Source organism: Paenibacillus sp. FSL A5-0031 (genome assembly GCF_001956295.1).
In the GTDB taxonomy this organism is placed as follows: Bacteria; Bacillota; Bacilli; order Paenibacillales; family Paenibacillaceae; genus Pristimantibacillus.
Window position 1 is genome coordinate 87,815 of sequence record NZ_MRTD01000019.1, and the last position, 20,322, is coordinate 108,136.

At 42.0% G+C, this 20,322-nt stretch carries 14 protein-coding genes; 1 reads left to right on the top strand and 13 read right to left on the bottom strand.

Features of this window, described 5'->3' with window-relative positions; genetic code table 11:
• Window positions 1–511 precede the first annotated feature (511 nt).
• The 12 genes from BK120_RS27030 to BK120_RS27090 all read right to left on the bottom strand — a co-directional run bounded on the left by BK120_RS27030 (window position 512) and on the right by BK120_RS27090 (window position 16,814).
• Window positions 512–1,381 (bottom strand): AraC family transcriptional regulator, encoded by an 870-nt coding sequence (locus BK120_RS27030; protein WP_076270621.1) that lies wholly within the window; start codon window positions 1,379–1,381, stop codon window positions 512–514.
• 374 nt (window positions 1,382–1,755) lie between these two features.
• Complete coding sequence (locus BK120_RS27035; RefSeq protein WP_076270622.1) at window positions 1,756–2,244, bottom strand: GNAT family N-acetyltransferase; 489 nt, start codon at window positions 2,242–2,244, stop codon at window positions 1,756–1,758.
• A gap of 1,093 nt (window positions 2,245–3,337) precedes the next feature.
• Window positions 3,338–4,477, bottom strand: a complete 1,140-nt coding sequence (locus tag BK120_RS27045) for a glycoside hydrolase family 88 protein (protein ID WP_076270624.1) — start codon at window positions 4,475–4,477, stop codon at window positions 3,338–3,340.
• A gap of 47 nt (window positions 4,478–4,524) precedes the next feature.
• The gene (locus BK120_RS27050; protein WP_076270625.1) at window positions 4,525–6,474 is read right to left on the bottom strand and encodes an alginate lyase family protein; all 1,950 of its coding nucleotides are present in this window, start codon (window positions 6,472–6,474) and stop codon (window positions 4,525–4,527) included.
• A gap of 126 nt (window positions 6,475–6,600) precedes the next feature.
• The gene (locus BK120_RS27055; RefSeq protein ID WP_179089906.1) at window positions 6,601–8,223 is read right to left on the bottom strand and encodes an extracellular solute-binding protein; all 1,623 of its coding nucleotides are present in this window, start codon (window positions 8,221–8,223) and stop codon (window positions 6,601–6,603) included.
• A 58-nt stretch (window positions 8,224–8,281) separates the two neighbouring features.
• Window positions 8,282–9,142: a carbohydrate ABC transporter permease gene (locus tag BK120_RS27060; protein WP_076270626.1), complete on the bottom strand. Its 861-nt coding sequence runs from the start codon at window positions 9,140–9,142 to the stop codon at window positions 8,282–8,284.
• A 10-nt stretch (window positions 9,143–9,152) separates the two neighbouring features.
• Window positions 9,153–10,073 (bottom strand): ABC transporter permease, encoded by a 921-nt coding sequence (locus BK120_RS27065; RefSeq protein ID WP_076270627.1) that lies wholly within the window; start codon window positions 10,071–10,073, stop codon window positions 9,153–9,155.
• Between the two features lie 287 nt (window positions 10,074–10,360).
• Window positions 10,361–12,622, bottom strand: a complete 2,262-nt coding sequence (locus tag BK120_RS27070; protein WP_076270628.1) for a helix-turn-helix domain-containing protein — start codon at window positions 12,620–12,622, stop codon at window positions 10,361–10,363.
• 478 nt (window positions 12,623–13,100) lie between these two features.
• Entirely contained in the window at window positions 13,101–13,544 is a 444-nt protein-coding gene (locus BK120_RS27075; RefSeq protein ID WP_076270629.1) for a cell wall hydrolase, read from the bottom strand.
• A gap of 210 nt (window positions 13,545–13,754) precedes the next feature.
• Entirely contained in the window at window positions 13,755–14,351 is a 597-nt protein-coding gene (locus tag BK120_RS27080; protein WP_076270630.1) for a hypothetical protein, read from the bottom strand.
• 143 nt (window positions 14,352–14,494) lie between these two features.
• On the bottom strand, window positions 14,495–15,349 hold the full coding sequence (locus BK120_RS27085) for a copper amine oxidase N-terminal domain-containing protein (RefSeq protein WP_076270631.1): 855 nt from the start codon (window positions 15,347–15,349) through the stop codon (window positions 14,495–14,497).
• Window positions 15,350–16,385: 1,036 nt separating this feature from the next.
• Window positions 16,386–16,814, bottom strand: coding sequence for an NUDIX hydrolase (locus BK120_RS27090; RefSeq protein WP_076270632.1), 429 nt, complete (start codon window positions 16,812–16,814; stop codon window positions 16,386–16,388).
• A gap of 352 nt (window positions 16,815–17,166) precedes the next feature.
• Here BK120_RS27090 and BK120_RS27095 point away from each other — a divergent pair, with 352 nt between their 5' ends.
• On the top strand, window positions 17,167–18,903 hold the full coding sequence (locus BK120_RS27095) for an Imm51 family immunity protein (RefSeq protein ID WP_076270633.1): 1,737 nt from the start codon (window positions 17,167–17,169) through the stop codon (window positions 18,901–18,903).
• 294 nt (window positions 18,904–19,197) lie between these two features.
• Here BK120_RS27095 and BK120_RS27100 read toward each other — a convergent pair whose 3' ends face one another.
• On the bottom strand, window positions 19,198–20,247 hold the full coding sequence (locus tag BK120_RS27100; protein ID WP_076270634.1) for a hypothetical protein: 1,050 nt from the start codon (window positions 20,245–20,247) through the stop codon (window positions 19,198–19,200).
• Between the last annotated feature and the right edge of the window lie 75 nt (window positions 20,248–20,322).

Here is a 20,322-nt window from a genome sequence, read left to right on the forward strand (position 1 = left end):
ATAGCTTTAATGTCTTAGTTTTCCATACTCGATACAGTCCGACAACTAGAAAGATAAAAGCAATAACTTCTATGATTCTAGGGATGATATTCAGTAATGTGATCATCTCTCCAAATGTCATTCCAAGCGGTAGTGTAGTACGGTTCGCATCATAAGAATTAATGAGTCGACCTATTGTAAAAGGTGCAATAAAATCATAGATCTTCAATAATAAAATAATAAGAAAGAAGTAAAAGCCTGCAATGAAGTGATTTTTCTTGCATTGTATAAGACCAAAAATTAATAAAAATAAGAAGAAAATCGAAAATAGACCTGCAAATATTCCTAATAAAACCACCAAATCACCCCTTTTTTCACAAAAATGATATTAATATCTTACGTTTTCCCTTAGGAATAATTTCACTATCTTGCCCGTTAGAATAATGAAATGAGCAGGCTACCGTAGTACCTGCTCATCACTGTCTATCATTTAATTATAGTTCTCCGTTACTTCATTAAACGCTACCGCTGCTTATTTCTTTATAATGGGTATCCATATTTCACTTTTGAATTGCGGTGATGCTACATCTTTGTGCTCATGCCAGAGCATTTCCGGTCCATTGTTCAGCTCATATTCCGCAGATGGAAACCATTCGGAATAAATACGTCCCCAGGTCTCTTGAAGTGCACTCGGAAATGGTCCGACAACTGTGAATACAGCCCATCCAGAGGCTTGTACCTCCAACTGAGCTAAGCCATTCCCATCTTTCGTTGTGGCTGCCCCAATGTAATGATCGAGCTCTCCTTTCTCCTCAAACCGCCCTTCTCTAAAATTCGTGGAAGCACTGATTAGTCCTGAAGGTTGAACATTCGAAAAACTCTTAATCTTATCAATCATTTCTGGGGTGAGTCCTTCAAACATCGCTGCAATTTCCGGATTCACCCCATGAAATACGATTGGCACTCTTTTTTTGATTCCCACAATGTGAAAAGCCTCTTTGTCTTCAATACGGTAATTCATTTCACTTCCTCCTTTGATAGTCAGTTGAAACGTCATCCGCGGGAAGGCTTTGAGGGACTGTCCATGGATTCGGGCTTCCGAGGGATTAATCCCATGCATGCTTTGGAAAGCCCTAGCAAAGGAATCCGGAGAAGTATATCCGTATTTCATCGCAGCATCGATGATCTTGATGTCACTGTGGCTTAGCTCGAGTGCTGCCAAAGTTAGGCGTCTTCGGCGGATGTATTCCGACAGTGTAATGCCTGCAAGGAATGAGAACATTCGTGTAAAATGATATTCTGAACAGCAGGCAATTTTCGCTGCCTCCTGATAGTCCACATGATCAGTAAGATTCTCCTCAATATAGCTTAAAGCTTTGTTCAGTTTCGCCAGCACATCCATCATATCGCCTCCCCTCGTTACTCAAAGCATAGCAGAGAAGGTAATTCCCTTCCCGACATTTAGTGCACAATAATGTAGGTTCTTTCTCAGCTCGTGAACAGAAGACAAGTCTAGTAGGAAGGCCCCTTGCTCCTTTGTTGTCTCGTTGAAATTGAATGGCAAATTCGTAGGATTGAGTACATGGAAAACTTACCGTAGAGTAACAAAAAAAACAATGAGCAGTTGCTGCGGCAGGCTACTCATTGTTTTCACGCTAACGTGTTCCAATAGCTGAATCACTTTTTTTATTTTAAATTAATTAAATCTGGAAGTTCATTGAACTATCGTTCTAAAAATCTCCAACCAGGTGCTAACATCACCTTCGGGATAATGCACTAATCCATAATTGATAACTCTTTTATAAACCAAGCGTCTGTAGCATTATGCTCTGAACCATTTAATGGTCTTTCAAGTTGTTGGAAACCTAATTTAATGTAGAGGAGATTTGCTGCTTGAAGTTTCTTCAATGTTTCTAAATAACAATGTGTATAGTATTCCTTGGCGAAGTCGAGCGCTACTTTCATAAGATCATTTGACAGACCCCTGCCTTGAGCTTCGGGTGTAATGTATAGCTTTTGCAACTCGCAAATTCCCAATTCCTGCCCAAAAGGTGCGATCCCCACACCGCCTACCACTTCGTTTTGTTCATTCACTACAACCCAGTACTTTGAATTTGGTTGTTCCTTGTAATATTGTGCCAGATTGCTGAGTTGAGGGTCAAAATATGCTGTTCCCGGTATGTTTAGGTTAAATGATTCCAATGAGCTTCTAATTATTCGCTCTATGGTTTGATTGTCCTTTTCTTCAATTTCACGAATTTGCATTGTTGCATTCTCCAATATCTAAGTAATTTTAATTTTTTAATTCTAATACTATTCGCCAAATGATTCAAATTCAAGTATCCTGCACGTAGCTTAATGAAGAAGAGAGCAGCTACCATAGCAATCCGCTCTAGCGTTGCACAACTATCATGTTCCATTTGTTAAAAGACTTATAACAATTTATCAATAGGATTCGTCTATTATGAGCCCTTCCTTTTCGAAATTCCCTTTTTTTCTTCTGAATCTCATATACTCATTCCAGTTCCACGATAACTGATATGTATCAATAACCAGCCATTTACATTCTTCACTTTTGAACCCTTTACTCTTCTGCAAATGGTCGTTAACTATTTCCTCAAGTATTTTCTCTCCATCACATGATTCCTTTAAACAGCTTTCTAACGTGATGTAATAACTCGGTTCAATATACTTCCACAAATTCTAATCACCTCTTGATAATTATATGTTTTCCGTTAATAGAGCCTACTCATCCATATGTTAATCAACTATCGATCCCCGTTAACATAAGCGATTTCCTGAGGATTTCGAAAAAATGCAGAATTACTTTTCACAAATAAATCAATTAGGAAAGGTAATATTTAATGTCTTATCATCTTCCGTCACCCAAGTAAACTCGAAATTTTCGGCTAACAGTGTCTTGCTATCATTTTTAATTCTTTCTTCAATATAAGATCGTAAATGTCCATCCTGTCCTCATAGCATTTACCTCATTTAGGAAGCTGCTAGGACATTATATTTCATTTACTTTTATTCAAAAAGTGTAACTTTCAGGTGTTCTATTTCATGTTTTCGATTTAGCCATTTCTACGCTAAACCGAAACTGCCCGTTAGTCTGACAACATCAGCAGGCAAAAAGAAAAGCCTCCCCGCATCACCCTGCAGAGAGGCCCAACCCTATTAAAATATCTTCTTAATCCGTTTATCCTTAAGTATCTCTACCGTTTCCCGAAACCGCAGTGAACGCACAATCTCCTGCTCCCGCGATATTTCAAGCTATCCAGCAGATCTAGCATTTCAACTTTCTTAGTACAATTTATTGGCAAGGATGATATTCTCGTTGGTACTCATCGTTTTACTACCACAAAAACAACTCGTTCCCTTTTAGCTTGAAAACAGCTTCCATGAAATAATAGTCGCCATAAATGATTGAAATATGATTGTCATGATGATGATACGCCGCTGAACCATTGATCAGCAGATGGTCGGAATCCGTCGTCCAGTCGCAGCGAGAAACGTCCAACGTTTTCAACAATTTCAGTGCGGCCTTCAGATAGACTTCCTTTTCGTACTCGCCAACTGCTTTGGCGATTTCAATCAGTCCGCAAGCCGCGATTGCCGCTGCCGTGGAATCTTCGTAAGCGGGCTCGTTCGGTTGACGGAAATCGATCGGAATAATGCCGTTATCCGGAATATTTGCCATAAAATAATGCGCCACGCGTTTGGCTGCCTGCAAATATTCCTGCTTCCCTGTATGCTTATAACTGATCATAAAGCCGTACAAAGCCCACGTCTGCCCACGAGTCCAGGACGAGCCTTCCTCAAATCCTTGACCGCCATAAGTTCGGACAACGCTTCCTTTGAATGGGTCGAACTCCACGATATGATTCACGGAACCGTCCGGCCTAATAAAAGCATCGAGAGCGGTGTCAGCGTGCTTCATCGCGATTTGAGCATATCGCGGATCTTTGGTCTCTTCACTCGCCCAATACAGAAGAGGAAGATTCATCATGCAATCCACGATCGCCCATCCTCTCGTATCTTCGCTGGTTGTATCATCGTTCCAAGCGCGGATAAACCCGCCCACCAAGTTTAATCGTCCGGCAAGCAAGTTGGCGGCATGCATCGCCCTCTTGCGGGATTCCAGATTTCCGGTAACTTTATAATTGGCCACACTCGTAGGCAGCCACATAAAACCGACATCATGGTGCAGACCGTAGAATTGATGGAGACAAGCATCCAGAGCATCTTCCGTAAAATTGGCGATTTCCTTGTACTTCTGAGTCCCGGTTTCATGGTACATAAGCCACATCATGCCGCCCCAGAATCCATTAGTCCACCAGTTGATATCTTTCTCGATCTGGTTATCGTGCTCACCGTTACTTGTGGTATATGGAATTTTGCTGTTTGATCTTTCACTTACCGCGCCCATTTTGGCTGTTATTTTGGAAATAACATTTTCAACCCAAATTTGATCGTCAGTCTGTAGGTTCAACATCTTTTCACTCCTATTCTTATCTTTCTACGGGTTTCGCCATTGCAAGCCTATTTGGATATGTGCATATCTCTTTCGTGTATCGAAACAAAGTATCGCTCTTCAAGCTCGAAGTTAAATACACCATCCGCTGTTTTAACAATCTGAACGGCAGGCTGCTGCCCCCCTTGAAAAGGAATAAGCACCGTCAAGAAAGTAACCGTACCGCTGAATCTATCTTGGAAGCGTACCCTTGTCGAAGGCCTTGAGAGATCGGTCTCATCAGACAACCTTCCTTGTAGAAAATCCAATTCCCCTATATGGCTTGTCGCAATCGCCAGATTCGCATTTTCGCTTGTCGCAATCACGCCGCCCAGGTTCTCCTTCACCTCGACAAAATCCAGATGGAAATAGCGCTGAACGCTATGGTCATTCAGCCCTTCCACAAGGTCCGCAATAAGAACGAACCGATTATCGACCAGTGAAATATGCCGGTGATGAATCACCGGTTCGTAATTTGTATGGCAGGCGCTGGCGAGCCGGTAGAAACCTCTATCCTCTACATTGTAGATTCCGCCGGGTTTTTGCGGTCCGTATTGAAAGGGGCGAATATACTCGAAATGATCTCGCTCATCGATTAGCAGCGTAGAGTGATAATTTGAACTCTTGAACTGCTTGCGGTCCTCATCATCTCGATAACAAAAAAATCCGGGATCGCAAATCATGTCTTTTCCGAGCGCAGTAAAATCAAAGCTCATCAAATCAATGTGGGCATGGGCATTCTGAACAGGGCTTTTACATGTAAACAAAAAACTGAGAGCCTTTGAATCCCAGCCGCTGCGGATAATCGCTTGATGCAACGTTCGATTCCAAAATGTCGTCGGCTTATCTAGTACAAACTGTCTGCCCTGCAGGGAGTAAAGCTCTTCCACGAATTTGCTGACATCGAGCGCCCTCCATACATGCTTGCTTGCTTCCCGTACCACCTCGTTCACATCGATCAAATTTGTTGCAAGTCCGAGCCAGGACACATCCTCCAATGCAAAATACCCATAGACGCCGGACATTACAGCAAGGGGATTCGCATAGGAATCGCCGACAGGCACACATTTACCGGTCGGTCTTAACGAGTAGATTGAGTAATCCAAATTTTTTCTAAACCGCTCCATGTACGCAGGTGAGAACTGAAAGTGGAAACGTTTAGCCAGAACCACAGCTAGCCCGAACCAGAACATGCAGCCATTATGGTACGATGGGCAACCCTCGATTTGACCGCCGTCCTCCGTCAACTGCGCTATGCTGCACTTTTCGATGCCATCGATCGCAAAAGCCTTCCATTCTTCCGCTTCTTTCAGCTCGGGAAAATATAGGGCCGTCGTCAGAAGACCCAAACACTCCATTAAATAATGATTATGATCCGCTTTAGGCCACAGCTGAGGCGACACGTTGCGCAGAGCTTTTATTTGCTTGTAAATGACTGTTAAATACTGCTCCAACACTGCCTCCGTAAACAGCTCCGAGTGACCTAGATGCTCCAGGATAAGCGGCCAAATTTTGTAGGCTCGAATACCAATCTCCAAAACCCTCAGCGGATGGCATTTCGTAAAATAGTCAATCGGCTTATCGAGTAAGTCCTCGGGAATAGTGACTAACTCGATCCAGTTCATCATTTCATCGACGACCTTATGACCGTACTTCACATCCTTAGTGAGAGAATAGGCTTCCAGCAAGTCCTGCCAATGAGTCATGCGATTCAGCTGCCATAAATATTCATTATCATTATGTCTGCGCTCCAGCCAGTTAGGCGGGTTCCCTACAAACTCTCTTACTCCCCCCGTACCTGGAAGCATGATCATCCCTTGATAAGCGAGTTCTGCATTCGCGATCGTCTCGCGCACATGATCAGGCATATGGGCTGCTATATAGGCGGCTTTATCTTCCATCGGCTCTAGCCTCGAACGCAAGTTAGCTAGCAGCTCTGTTGTACTTATCGGTTCAATCAACAATGATTGCAGATTCATTTCTTCATCTCCAATAAATAATTTTTGTTTCGTTACGAAGTTCTCTATCACATTTTCGATAACCTTTACAATCCAGAGGGAATACTCCCCCCAAAATCATCACGGCTCCGGAGGGAGGGATTCCAACTATTTCATGTAACGGTCGTATGCAACTTGCTCTAGTTCAAGCAATTGCTTGATGCCTAAGTCTTCCAACTCCTTAATATACTTGCTGAATGTCTCATCGTTGATCGGTTCTACGCCGAGCACCCATCTCTGCAGCTTTTCCTCGACATAGGTCAATACGCCCGCATTCAGCTCCTCAAATTTGGTCCGTTCCTCATCCGTATATGAGATCGGTGGGTAGGCCTGCATAATATAACCATTGTCAATGTATTCCTTGATACCTTTCAACGCAGTCGCGTTTGTCCATTGTTCTTCGTAAGCATAGTCTTGCTGGAAGGCCAGCTCGATCTGAGCTCCCTCTTCCTGAAGCTGTTGAATAACTGTCTTTTCTTTATTTTTCAATACGGAGTCTTTAAACTTCGGCTTGCCGTCCACGAGGTCATAGTCCTTTCCTTCGATGCCAAAGTTCATCAGTCTCCGACCCTCCTCGGAGAACCAGAAATCCATATATTTGATCGCTTCGACGGGATGCTTGGTACTCGCTGAGATTCCCCATCCGCTCGCATGCGTCCCTTTACGGGAACTCTCTTCGACGACTTTGCCCTCGGTATTCACTGGGGGCGTCATCGGAACAAAGGAGAAGCTAGGAATCTTAGACGCAAGAATATCATTGAAATTAGCCGTGCTGGCGAACCAATCGTGCGTCATGCCGCCGACATTGTCTCCGAGCAAAATGTCACGCGCTTTCGCTCCGCGGGTGAAAATTTCTTTATCAATTAAGCCTTCCTTGTACCACTTCGCAATATTCTCGATTGCCGTCTTATATCCTGGCTCATACATGCCGTACTTGACGACACCGTTGTCCGCGTAAAATCCACGTTTGGCCGCATCGGCCCCGCCCTGCACACCCCACTGGATGAGCAGGTCGTAAATTCCATCTAGCTTCGACCTGCTGAAATATGGAATTTCATCCTTTGCTCCGTTGCCGTTCGGATCCTTTTCTTTGAATGCTTTCAATAGTGCATACAGCTCATCTACCGTTTTGGGTTGCTCAAGTCCCAGTTTTTCCAGCCAATCCTGGCGTACAAACCAGCCCCTGGCAGCCGGTCCATCCGGAGTAAAGTTAAGGAAATACGTTTTGCCGTTATAGGCTTTCATATATTTGGCTGCATCAGGATGTTCAGAAAAGAACTTTTTAATGTTCGGAGCATGTTCTTCAATCAGTCCATCTAGCTCAAGAAAGGCTCCTTCAACCCCAAGGCTGTCGTACTGCTCCTTAATTTGATGATGAACCAGATCGGGAATTTTCCCGGAAGCCATCATTGTATTGAACAGTTCTTTACTATTCGTTGAGGCTTTAGATGCCGTTCCTTTCAACTTAATATTGGTCATCGCTGCCGCTTCTTTGAAGATAGGCCAATTATCGTCGAAAATAAACTTGTCTGAGTAATGCATATGGATCGTCAGCTCAAGCGGGTCTTTTGCGATCAGTTGCCCAAATAGCTGCTTTGTATCCGTTTCTTTTGAATCAACCGCCGAACTTCCACTATTTTGCGGCACATTATTGTTGCTACAGCCCGCTAGCAGCATACCGACTGTCACCATGATTAATGCAGATGCTTTTATCCTTTTTTTGTTACCCACATTTATGACCTCCCAATATTGGTTTCTTGAATTCATAATAAAAAGATTGAAGCAGCCACTAGCCCTTGACCGAGCCGATCATAGTGCCTTTGACAAAGTATTTCTGAATGAAGGGATACGCTGCAACAATTGGAATAATGGAGACGATAATAGTTGCATAAATAATTGTTTCCTTTGAATATACCGCCATATTGCCCATCTCGTCGCTCACGTTCATCTCTACGATGAGTTTCTTTAGCAGCACTTGCAGCGGTACCTTGCCCTCGTCGCTTAGGAGGATCATCGTCCAGAAATAGCCATTCCAACGGTGTACCGCATAGAACAATCCGATTGTCACAAGCGAAGCTTTGGACAGCGGCAGATACACTTTCCATAAGATCGTAAGATCATTTGCACCGTCAACCTTTGCCGCTTCCTCGAGTTCCTCCGGAATGCTCTGGAAGAACGTTCTCATGAGGAAGACATAGAAAGTCGTAATCGCGAAACCGATAATAATCGTAAATCTACTGTCGAGCATGTTCAAATCTCGGAAATTAAGATAGGTCGGAATCATACCTGGTTGAAACCACATCGTCAACGCGATAAAGAAGCTGATGGCTGTGCGCCCCATAACCCGTTTCTTGGACAAGGCATAGGCACCACAAATGGTGAGAATTAAATTGACGATTACACCGAATATGGTGTAATAAAACGTGTTTAAATAGGCAATCCAAATTCCCTTTTCCGATAGTACCTTTGCATAAGAGTCAAAGTTAATATCGTGCGGCAGCAAGATTACCTTGCCTGTAACGACCGATTGGGAGGAGCTCATAGATGCAGATAAGACATAGACAAAAGGGTACAACGCAAGCAATGCTATAATTCCAAGAAATACACAATTAAAAATATAAAACAGCTTTTCGCCTCTGGTTTTTTTCATCTTCCATCACCTACCATAATCCAGTCTCCGTTAACTTCTTGCTCATCTTGTTGGCAAATACGACGAGAATAAATCCAACGACGGCATTGAACAGTCCCACCGCTGTTGCCAGGTCGTAACGTGCATCCTGAAGACCGGAACGGTAAACGTAGGTGTTAATAACGTCGGCTGCCTCATAGGTTGCCGGCTGATATAGAAGAATGATTGCTTCATATCCAACTTCCAGCATGGAACCCACCTTCATGACAAGCATGATTGCGATCGTCGGAATGATGGCGGGAAGCGTGATGTACCATGTTTGCTTCCATCTATTAGCTCCATCGATAACCGCTGCTTCGTACAATGCAGGATTGACACCAGACAAAGCGGCTAAATAGATGATGGTACCAAATCCCGCTTCCTTCCAAATATCCATGGAACCGATAAATATTGTTCGGAAATAATCGGGATTGGTCAGAAAGTATTGCTTTTCGCCCCCTACCATCTCAATCAGGATATTAATAATACCGTTGCTAGGAGCCAAAAAGTTGGTAACAATCCCAGCTACGACAACAACCGAAATAAAATGGGGCAAATACGTAAAAGTCTGCACCGTTGCTTTGAAAATCCCGCTCTTCAATTCGTTTAGTAACAAAGCGAGGATAATCGGCACAGGAAACGCGAACAGCAATTGATAAAAACTGAGCAATACGGTGTTTTTTAATAGCCGCCAAAAATACGGACTTTTAAAGAACGTCTCGAAGTGTTCAAACCCAACCCAAGGACTCGCTTCGATTCCTTTATATACACTGAAATCCTTAAAGGCGATTTGCAAGCCATACATCGGCTTATATGCAAAAATGATATACCAAGCCAGGAACGGAATCAGGAGCAGATAAAGGTAACGGTCCCTGATCAGGTTGGCTTTTATTTGTTTAAAGTTAAGCAGCACGAATCCTCTTCTCCTCTCGCAATGATGTTTAGCTGATTTCCTTAGGAGCGCTCCCATTTGAAAGGTCAGCGTTGCAATTCAAACTATAGATACGAATGAAAGCGCTGTCTATCGCCATTATTTCATCTAGCATCAACTCTTTATGTCGTAGTCCATAATGTGCATTATTTCATGTATCAACAATTTCCCTTCATTTAGAAAAGTGTCAGTCGAACATACAAAAGCCGCCTGGCACTTAGGCTAGGCGGCTTTTTATGAATCAACAATTCTCATTGTATGAAGCCTTATTACTTCTCGCTAAGCTTCTTTGCGTACTGGCCGGGAGCTAATCCTTCATACTTGCGGAACATTCGAATAAACGTGTTTGCATTGTTGCAACCGACCATCAGTGCCAAATCGCCAATCTTAATATCTTTCTGCTGGCGCATCATTTCTTTGGCTTGCTGCACGCGATAAAAATTCAAATAATCTTTAAAATTTTCGCCGGAATGATTTTTGAACGCGATGCTGACGTAACCGGGAGAGAAGTTAAACTCCTCCGCTATCATGCTAAGCGATAAATCCCTGTTGTAGTTTTCATGAATATATTCGATCATACGTTGGACTGTGCTGTTATCCATCATCTCATTCTGCTGATCAATCGTATCAATCATGGCGCTAAACAGGGTCGTGATGGCCGAAACCATTCGCTCCTTCGATTCGCCGTGCTGAACGATGTCCAAAGATTCCTTGTGGGCTTGAACAAATTCTTCGAAGGACATGTTCAGTTGCTGGATAATTCGACTCAGTGTAGCTAATACAAGCAAACAGAACTGGTCGAGCTGCTGCGGCGTTAACTGTCTTTGCTCCAAATTTTCCGATAAGAGGAGGTTTAGTGTATGCAATGCATTTTCCCGCTTGCCGCGAATCACATAGCTGATCAGCTCTCGTTCCGTATCGATAGGATAATAATAGCTGACCATCTGAACTTGACTGAGCTGTTTATAAGTAATGACGGAAGTCTTATCAACTGCGGATTTCCTCTTTAGGGTATCAAGTGCCTGGATAAAAGAGCGGTCAATTTCGCCAGCAGAGGCTACGGGCCTGCCGACAGCTGCAGTCAATCCGTACGCATGTGCGTCCTCGATTTGAGCCATCGCTTTCATGAGCTTCTTCTGAATGGATTCCGTATCTGATTCCTTGATTATGAAGACAAATTTAGTGAAATCGTGATCAAGCAGCTCGCAAGGGAAATGAGCTTTCAATTGTTCATGAATGATCAAGGAAGTCTTTGATTTTATTGTAAGAATTGCGTCTTTCGAATATTGCTCCTCCAATTCGTTATCGTTCGAGAATGAAATTACGCAAACGCTTAAGGCGGTAGTTAGGCCTTGCAGTTGATGTGAATTTAGCAGGTCATCGACCTTGTCAGGAGGAACGAGTCCATAGAGCAAGTCCCGCAGAAACTTGTCTCTCATTGAAAGCCTGTGCTCATGCAATGCGGATTTCATCTGTTCATTAGCCTTACTTATACTCGTCACTGTCTCATTCAGAAAGGCGAATTCGTCTGCTCCCGTAGGTTCCCCGTAGCTTTTGAACAATCCGACGAGATGACCGACAGGCCGGTACATACGCTTGGAAACCATATAGGCGAATGCTAGTCCCACAAAAATTAGAATGGCTAATAAAAGCACAGCCCCTTTCAAATTCGGTGAAAAGGAATCTACCAACGAGTAGTTCTGTGTAACATACATATACGACCATTGTGGCATCGTTTTCGAGCGAATCAAATGGAAATCGAATTCATTATTGAATAGCGTCGTATAATCCCCGGTTGCCTGTTCATCAAGTTGTGCCAGTGGATAGGCAAGCAATTGCTTCTCCCGTTTATCATCAAAGCTTGATTTGAGCGTAACGTATCGACCATTCTCAATAATAGCAAAAGCTTCTTGCGTATCAGGTGACAAGGACGGTAGCAGCAATTGTTCAAAGAATGAGACAACAAAAAACAATGAATTTCCTATTCCTACCCGTTCCGGATTAACGATTATTATCGATGCGTTTTCATCGCTCTTCGTAATTACATTTTGGCTGCTCGATAGCGTTATGGTTGGGCTCGTGCTGTCTGTTCCTAATTGTGCAAGATCCTCATTCGTCATTCCCATATCTTCCATATAGCGTCTTCTATCCGACGAAATTTGCGGCGTAATGACCAAATCGTCGTTAGTCTTCATTAAATCGATGCTATAGCCGAATTCAGAGAATGCGTCTATATGATTTTGCAGTGCATAAGAAGTTTGTGTGATCTCATAGTAATTACGATCTTTTTCAGCGAATTTAACAACATGCTCATCTAATCTCAATTGTGCGATTAAGTTGAAAGAAACGCCGAGTTTGGTGTCAATATTGTCGCGAGATTGCATGAGAAAATTTTGCTGGTTTTGACTCAATTCCGATCGCACTTTTTGGCTGTCCTTAAAGAAAGACAGGCAGACCGCAATCATCGTGTAAGCGAATACAATAATAAGATAAGCGATAAGTAGTTTTGTGAAAAAAGACTTTCTAAGCAATTTTATCTCCCCTTGGCAGTTCCTTCTGAGCTGAAAATAACTTAATAAGAAAGCATGTTTCCTCATTGGGTGATCGCATACGCTTACATTCTTCGAATCATAACTCTCACTATATATGAATGTGAAAATACCGTCTATCACCAAAACTCGCAAAGCGGTTCTAACCCAATGCTGCTTTTTATAATTGAGTCATTCTATATGACCTATTGTCTAATTGTAGAGAAAATAATGGTACTCATCCATGTATATTCATATGTGTTACATGTATAATCGTACAAAAACGACAGCTTTGTCTTTGTTAATTTCAGGCTATAGTTATCCGTTAGTTTAATCGCTAACCCGACAACAACATTATTCCACTAAACACAAAAAAGCCGCGATTTACGCGGCACTTAATGAGATAAAGTTGTTGTCAACCGACACATGGTTGTGACAAGTCAGGTTATGAGATACTAATGAGCTCTTTGCATTTATAAAATTAAAACGTATTATAGATATTTTCACATTCCTCCCCGGTCGGTTCATAAAAGCAGTGCTTCTTCCAACGTCCTGCGAGCGGCTGATTATACCAGGTTGGCGGACATGGACCGGGATTTTCGAACGATCCTGGACGGAAATACCATAGGGAGAATTTGGCTGGCCAATTCCGCTCCCCATTCACTGCCCGTTGCGCCAGACGGCGTTCCCTGTCTCTTGCATTTTGATAGTACAAACTATGTTGCAACGCTTCGAACGCATGCTCCTGGTTGATCATTTGGGGAATTGTCCGGATATCTTTGAAATCGGAGCAATTCCCTCTGATTCGGTTAATGCCAACATTTCCAACAAGGAGCATTCCCATTTCGCCTTCGGTCTCCGCTTCAGCTCGAAGCAACCTTGCCAACATGTTAATATCCTGTTGCCTTGCTTTTACGACTGCCATTGACTCACCTCTTTAGATTTCTAGACTCATCATATTGTAGGTGAAGCGAATGTGTTACTCTGGCATAAGAAAGAGCGATAATAAATAACCGTTCCATCACACTCTTCTGCCTGTTAGTTTAATGAAATTTTAGTTGCTTGTTAAGATCTACAGTCCACTGATTATTAAAAGGATTACGTTCATTTCCAAAAGGTCCAGATTGGCTGACATTCACTTTTTTAAACGCAATCCGTCCAGTAAACTGATGAATTGTTTTTTGGTCGATGCCTCTTTATCATGCTTCGTGAATTCCAATACAAATATTATTTTGTCTTGAATAGGTATGACTGCGAAATAGACGTCATGCGTGCCGGTTAGGCCTGAGGCGGCCGTACCGTTGTCCGCGTCGAGCGTATACAGCTTGCCGCTTCCGATGGAAGTATCAATTTCTTCTTCATGTGTAATTTCGCTATGGTTCGGCTTATACATGTTAAAGCTGAAATCGTCAGTATACGGGTACGTGACAACACTTCCGAGATTGATTCCATTCTCGTCGGCGAGGGATGTGCCAAATTGATTTTCCGTATTCAGATTCCATCCCTTCGGCAGGGTCAATTCCAAATTGGAGATGCCGTTTTCGATCATTGAATTTGGTTGGCTTGATTTCGAATGTTCCCCAGAATCAATGGTGTTGTCGATATTCTGGTTTCGCGAAACAGATAGATTAGTTTGGTTATTCTTTGGGGCGATATCCTCCTGGTTAACTGAACAACCGGCAAGAACAAAAATCAGCAGTTGAACAACCAGTAGCAGTTGAGCTTTAGTCATTCTTAGACTCCTTTAGTTATTGAATTCAAATTAGAAGTAGAGATGGCTGGTAACAGATACTAGGATAACACTCACCTGCTCAACAATAAGTATTATTCAACTATCATTCTCCGATAGCAAAACAAGAATAGAGTTTTATCTTTCTATGCGACTGTGTTACTGATAATCGTTAGAAAACCGTTCGTTGACGCGGTATCAATTAATTGATTAATAGATTGGCTTGCCGTATAGCTAAACAAATACCATTGTTTTTCCGTATCGTCATACAACAAAACCTTTGGGGAGTTTGTCAAAGGTCCAGGTGGATAAGATTCCATTAATGAGTAAATATCAAAACGTTTGATGCTTTTCCCTTTTTGATCTAAAAAATCATATTGCGCATTTTTATAATATGCTCCAGCTTGGACAAGCTGAATCTGCCACGAGTAATCAACTGGAGCTTCGACCTTGCTGCCTTTGTTTTCTACAAAAATATTATAAATTGCTTCGAAATAAGCATTCACTTTGATTTGTTGCTCTACGCCACCCATAGTCATGTGGTATTCCTGCTGCAATGCTTTCACTTTTATACCATCTATGATTAATGGCTCGGTATCAACGGTTACGATGGAGTTTTTGTAATTGACTGTGCAGCCAAATGCTTCTGAAATAAAGCGAAGTGGAACGATTGTGTGATTATTTTTTATATATGGTTTTACATCAAGCAGTACCGTTTTACCGTTTATGACTGCTGTACTGCTATTTAGTCTTAATGTTACATTTATTTTGCTTTTAGTAAGTGTAATTTCAGAATTCGACCAATTGACCTTAGCTCCCAAATTTTCGCTGATAATACGTAACGGCACCATTATACGATTGTTCTTAATTTCGGGTTTCACTACGGATGCAATAACAAAACCGTCAACTTTTATTTTGAAGTCTGTATCTGCTGCATATGTAGTCGACGTTGTAATAATTAGAATCAATGCCATGACGAATCCTGATAATACCTTTTTCATTTTAAAAGCTCCTTTTATCAAAAGAAAATGTGGTAGCTATTTAATCCCAACATTTTTTATTTGAGCACTCCTTTCCAAAAAAAAACGTCAAAACAGGTATTAACTCCCTGTACTGGAGATCATTGTTCTCGTGAATATAGACGCACATCGATAATAAAAGGTTCCTTTTTTATAAAGTTCAATATTAAGCTGTACTGCCCTTTATTTGAGTAACCGCTTGCGCTCCCCATTAGCACAATGATTTTCTAAAATCGAAGTTTGATCTATACTTCTCCCCAAAATATTTCAGTTTCATAATCGAACAGAACAAAACCATTCTGATTATTTCTATCAAATAGATTTCGCAGTTCCGTCATCATCGGTTTGTAATTGGGATGACGGGTACATGGCTGTAGGAAGATGATAGCAACCGGCCTCTCAAGCCCTCGAAATCAAACTCCTGGCTCATTCTGAATCGCACCTCATGCATCGTACCTTCCTTGAAAAAAGAGAGAAGCATCGACTGAGAAATGTTTTTATGATTAACTTTTACGTAGTCGGTTCCGTATGTATGGAGCAGTTGATCATACCCTTCACGAAATGTAGTACCGCTTGTAAGACGGGAATTCCAAATTAGTATTATTCTACCGCCCGGCTGTAGAATTCTACGGAACTCGGTTTGCGCTGCTAGCCGATCAAACCAGTGAAACGCTTGTGAGCAGACTATAATCTAAACCGACTGATCAGGTAATCCAGTAGATTCTGCAGAACCTGATATACTCTGAAAGTTCGAATTGCTTTCTAACATTTGCTCGGCGGCTACTCGCAATGCCTGATTCGGCTCGACCGCAATCACATAGCTTCCGCGTACCAGAAGTAGTTTTGAAAAGATGCCTGTAGTCTTCTAATTTCATGTTTTTGATTTGATCATTTTCCCGCTAATTATCCGTTAGCTTAATAAAACCAAGGAGCAGCTACCGTAGTAACTGCTCCTTGCGCTGTTAAACTATCGTTCTCCGTTAGCTGTCGCTGTCCGAAGAAATAAACTTATGTCACTCTAGCAATCCTTAAGCGGAATGGAAAATTCAATATAAAAGGGATGAAGTTCTTCATTCAAGCAAAGCTCAATTCTTTGCTTAAAATTTCCCCAATTCACCATCTCTAATGCTGTTTCGACCGGAAAATAACCTACTTCTAAAGACTCAGCGGTAGTTGTTAATTCTCCTCCGACTGGTCTGCCTAAAAATAAAGTGTTACAAATACTACTACTTACATTTTGAAAAATACCACAAAACTTTGTCACTTCTATATCTATACCGCTCTCTTCCTTTGTTTCCCTTATCGCTGCATCTTTCAATGATTCACCTTCTTCAACCTGTCCTCCTGGCATTTCCCAACCTCGTTTAGGTCCTTTTATCAATAATATTTCGTTACGCTCATTAACTACAATTGTTGCCGCAGAAATTATATGTTTTGGAGCCACTATATCGTCCTCCCCTTTTTTAAATTAACAAAACTAGATTACCACTAATTTCCTATTACTGTATACTGCCTTTTAGATGAGAAGACAGCGATCAGTTTTCGTCGGCTGCCTCCTCGCTTTAATCGTTCCACTCTCGTTCTTCAGTTCGTTTAATCTTGAACGAGTTAACTATTTATAATAGGGGCAGTCTGTTCAAAAGGAATTAGAAACTTATATAAGCTATGCCTTGGTGGCTCTGTTAAACGATGGGGCAGACCTACGCAGACTGCGTATTGACGCTAAACATTTCCATTCATAGCTTTCTCTCTGGTAAAATAGAGAAAATCATATTTTACTTAGGAGGCAGGCGGCAACGATGGAACATGAGCTAAGCGCACAGATATTGCAGTGGCACGAGGATGACGAACACCAGCAGATCGTAGACACTCTGATGAAGATTCCTCCAGCGGACAGAGATTACGATATGATCAGCAGCATAGGTCGGGCTTATAACAATCTGAGTTTGTATAAAAAAGCACTGGAACAGTTTGCTATCATTGCTGAGCAGGGAAAAAATGATCCGTTGTGGTATTTTCGCGTAGGCTATTCCTACTATTATATGAAGCGGTATGAGGAAGCAGTAGGTGTGTTAAGCACCGCGTTAGAGCTAGATCCTGACGATCGGCATTCAGCCAGATTTCTAGACTGGAGCCAAAGCAAATGGCAAAAACAACAAAAGGCTGAATCCCTGCGCACACTCAGCAAACAAAAGAAAGACCAGGGAGCAATCCCTTTTGAAGGTATGGATCTCGACAGCTTCTGGCAAGACAGTAACTATGCTAGAGAACAATATGTCTCTGATCCGCCTACAGATGAGCTGATTGCTTCTGTAGAAGAAGAACTCGGCTATAAGCTACCGGCAGCCTACATCGCTCTGATGAAGCATCAGAACGGTGGCATTCCCCATAATACATCCTTTCCGACAGATGAAGCTACCTCTTGGGCTGAGGATCATATTGCTATAACAGGAATTATGGGGATCGGACGCGACAAAAGCTACTCTATCTGCGGTGATCTCGGCAGTCCGTTCATGATTGAAGAATGGGGATATCCGGATATCGGCGTGGTAATTTGTGACTGCCCTTCGGCAGGGCACGATGTTGTGATGCTGGATTACCGTCGCTGTGGGAAGGACGGCGAACCTGAAGTCATTCATGTCGATCAGGAAGATGATTACGAAATAACATTCCTGGCACCGAACTTCGAGTCGTTCATCCGCGGTCTGGTGAATGATGAGGATTACGACACTACTGAAGAAGATAAAGAGAACGATCTGCGCAAAGTGGCTGAAGGAAAATTCTCTCCACTACTCACAGAACTCTGCGGTCAGGCCTCTGAGGTTGAAGGACTGGAGTCCAAAATACGCAGTGTCTGTACCCGGATCGTACAGGAGAAGAACCATTTCTCATTTCATGCGGACGAGAGGTCTCATCTCATGTACGATGTGCAGTTCTGGCTATACACCAACGCTTACCCGACTACCAGCCGTCAGCAGTATCTGGATACCTATGAGCAAATGATCGCTTTCGGCGGTGAATTCGGCCAAGGCGGGTACGCTCCTGGCTTCATCAGCGATTGGCTGGATGGGCGGATCGCGGAAGGCCTTATCGTTGAGGAGAACAGGGTTCTCCGCTTCACGGACGAGGCACGCAGTGCGGTTATAGCAAAGCTTTCAGCGGAAGCAGAAGCTGCACAGTCATTGTCAGCTGCAGGAGGCACGAAGGATGTGGCACCCTTTACCATCGTGAAACAAAATAATGGTGGCAAATCTGTCATTCTGACGGTCGGTAGCTATTTGACCGAACTCTTCGACACCCGGGCAGACGAAGGGTTCGAAGGCAACGGTTACGACTGGGCTTCACTGGCGGCGGTATTCTTGAATGAGCGGATGCCGGAACTCGCGGAAACGATTCATTTTGACCCAGAAGCAGATATGTTCTGTGCCTACTCGAGTAATGGAGCCGCATTAGAACAGTTCGCATGTGCGTTCAAATTCGCCTGTGAGGATGAGGTGCTTATTTACGATCTGTTCACTCGCGCAGAGTTGGACTGAGCTAATCATCCGAACTTAAACTGTAGACAACACGAATCATACGTCGTATGTATTTTTGTTCATAAAGCTCCATCAGATCTTCTAATAATAAAATATAATAATCCATAGCTACAGTTTCTTCTGTAAAAAAGAACAATATATTTTACTATACTGCCAGTTAGCTCAACGAGGCTGTCGTTCTATGCAGCAGCCTCGTCATGATGGTTATTGAGCTATGTGTCCCGCTACTTCAACAATTCCTCGTTTGCTATAAATTCCGGAACATCTTTCATTTAGCTATATAGATTTTAGCAATTAGCTGCAGTTACATTCTTCTTCGATTAACTTATAGATCAGTATTTTTTCGTTATCAAAACCAATAAACTCTTTAGATTTATGATGATAGTTATATGGATTTATTTTCTCGTCTTCGAACAGTACAATTCCACTATTTATATCATATATTTTCATTCCTGTTTCCTTTAAACAAGAGAACAAATATGTATCCATAAAAATATTACCTGACGATATAGGAAACTCCTTAACTACATTTCCTGTCTCCAGATTAATCGCTCTGAAAATCCACCCATGTGGCTCATCCTCATCAATGAAATCATAATTGTTTCTACCTACTAATCCAATCTCGTTATCGCTTACCCAACATAATGGATCGTTCCAATCCTCTTTTCCACTCCAGAGATTTTTTTTGCTCATTCCATCTTCCGATTCCCATCGATTTTCTATCCATTCAAGAATGCTCCAACCTGTCACACACCCCGCAGGGTGCCACACCCATCCATTATCAACAATCCATTTATTATCAGGTGAAACTACGAGTTGGCCATGAAAATAATCTAAATAATGTTCTGAATTAATTGATTTGCTTTCCGTTAGTTCAAATTCCGGATCATTTCTATCAGTTAGCACTAGATTATCGATTGGATTTGTAATATCCAGTCGATTCCACTTTGTACCATGAATTAATAAAAGTTGAGCATTATAATTGACAAATGCAACCGGAAAAATGGTTTGTTCATTATAATAATCATCACGATTAAATCGCATTATGGTCTTCATTGAAGTAATATCTATTACAATTCCCTGTCTGCCAAAAGTATTATATACAGCAATTAACTCAGCTTTTGGCGAGACAAGTAGAGACACTTTCTCTTCAAATATGATTTCTTCATTATCAAAAATAAATAGCTCTTTAAACACATTCTCATTTGTATCCAATTCGATAATTTTTCTGGTTGTAGTAAGAATCAGAAATTTGTTACGTTCATTATTTATTGGTTGTATGTCAATAATAAGTTCTTCATTTCCTTGTATTGTTTTTGTTTCAAATTGAAATGTTTTTGTCATTGGGTTCACCCTACTATAATTTATTTAAATTCAGCTAACGTCATATTTACGAACTTCGAGAACGTTCCATATATA

What these genes read in the sequence shown, in the direction of transcription:
- BK120_RS27075 (WP_076270629.1), bottom strand. Translation starts at nt 13,544, where the DNA reads ATGGCAGTCGTAAAAGCAAGGCAACAGGATATTAACATGTTGGCAAGG.
- BK120_RS27085 (WP_076270631.1), bottom strand. Translation starts at nt 15,349, where the DNA reads ATGAAAAAGGTATTATCAGGATTCGTCATGGCATTGATTCTAATTATT.
- BK120_RS27095 (WP_076270633.1), top strand. Translation starts at nt 17,167, where the DNA reads ATGGAACATGAGCTAAGCGCACAGATATTGCAGTGGCACGAGGATGAC.
- BK120_RS27100 (WP_076270634.1), bottom strand. Translation starts at nt 20,247, where the DNA reads ATGACAAAAACATTTCAATTTGAAACAAAAACAATACAAGGAAATGAA.
- BK120_RS27045 (WP_076270624.1), bottom strand. Translation starts at nt 4,477, where the DNA reads ATGTTGAACCTACAGACTGACGATCAAATTTGGGTTGAAAATGTTATT.
- BK120_RS27060 (WP_076270626.1), bottom strand. Translation starts at nt 9,142, where the DNA reads ATGAAAAAAACCAGAGGCGAAAAGCTGTTTTATATTTTTAATTGTGTA.
- BK120_RS27080 (WP_076270630.1), bottom strand. Translation starts at nt 14,351, where the DNA reads ATGACTAAAGCTCAACTGCTACTGGTTGTTCAACTGCTGATTTTTGTT.
- BK120_RS27050 (WP_076270625.1), bottom strand. Translation starts at nt 6,474, where the DNA reads ATGAATCTGCAATCATTGTTGATTGAACCGATAAGTACAACAGAGCTG.
- BK120_RS27035 (WP_076270622.1), bottom strand. Translation starts at nt 2,244, where the DNA reads ATGCAAATTCGTGAAATTGAAGAAAAGGACAATCAAACCATAGAGCGA.
- BK120_RS27030 (WP_076270621.1), bottom strand. Translation starts at nt 1,381, where the DNA reads ATGGATGTGCTGGCGAAACTGAACAAAGCTTTAAGCTATATTGAGGAG.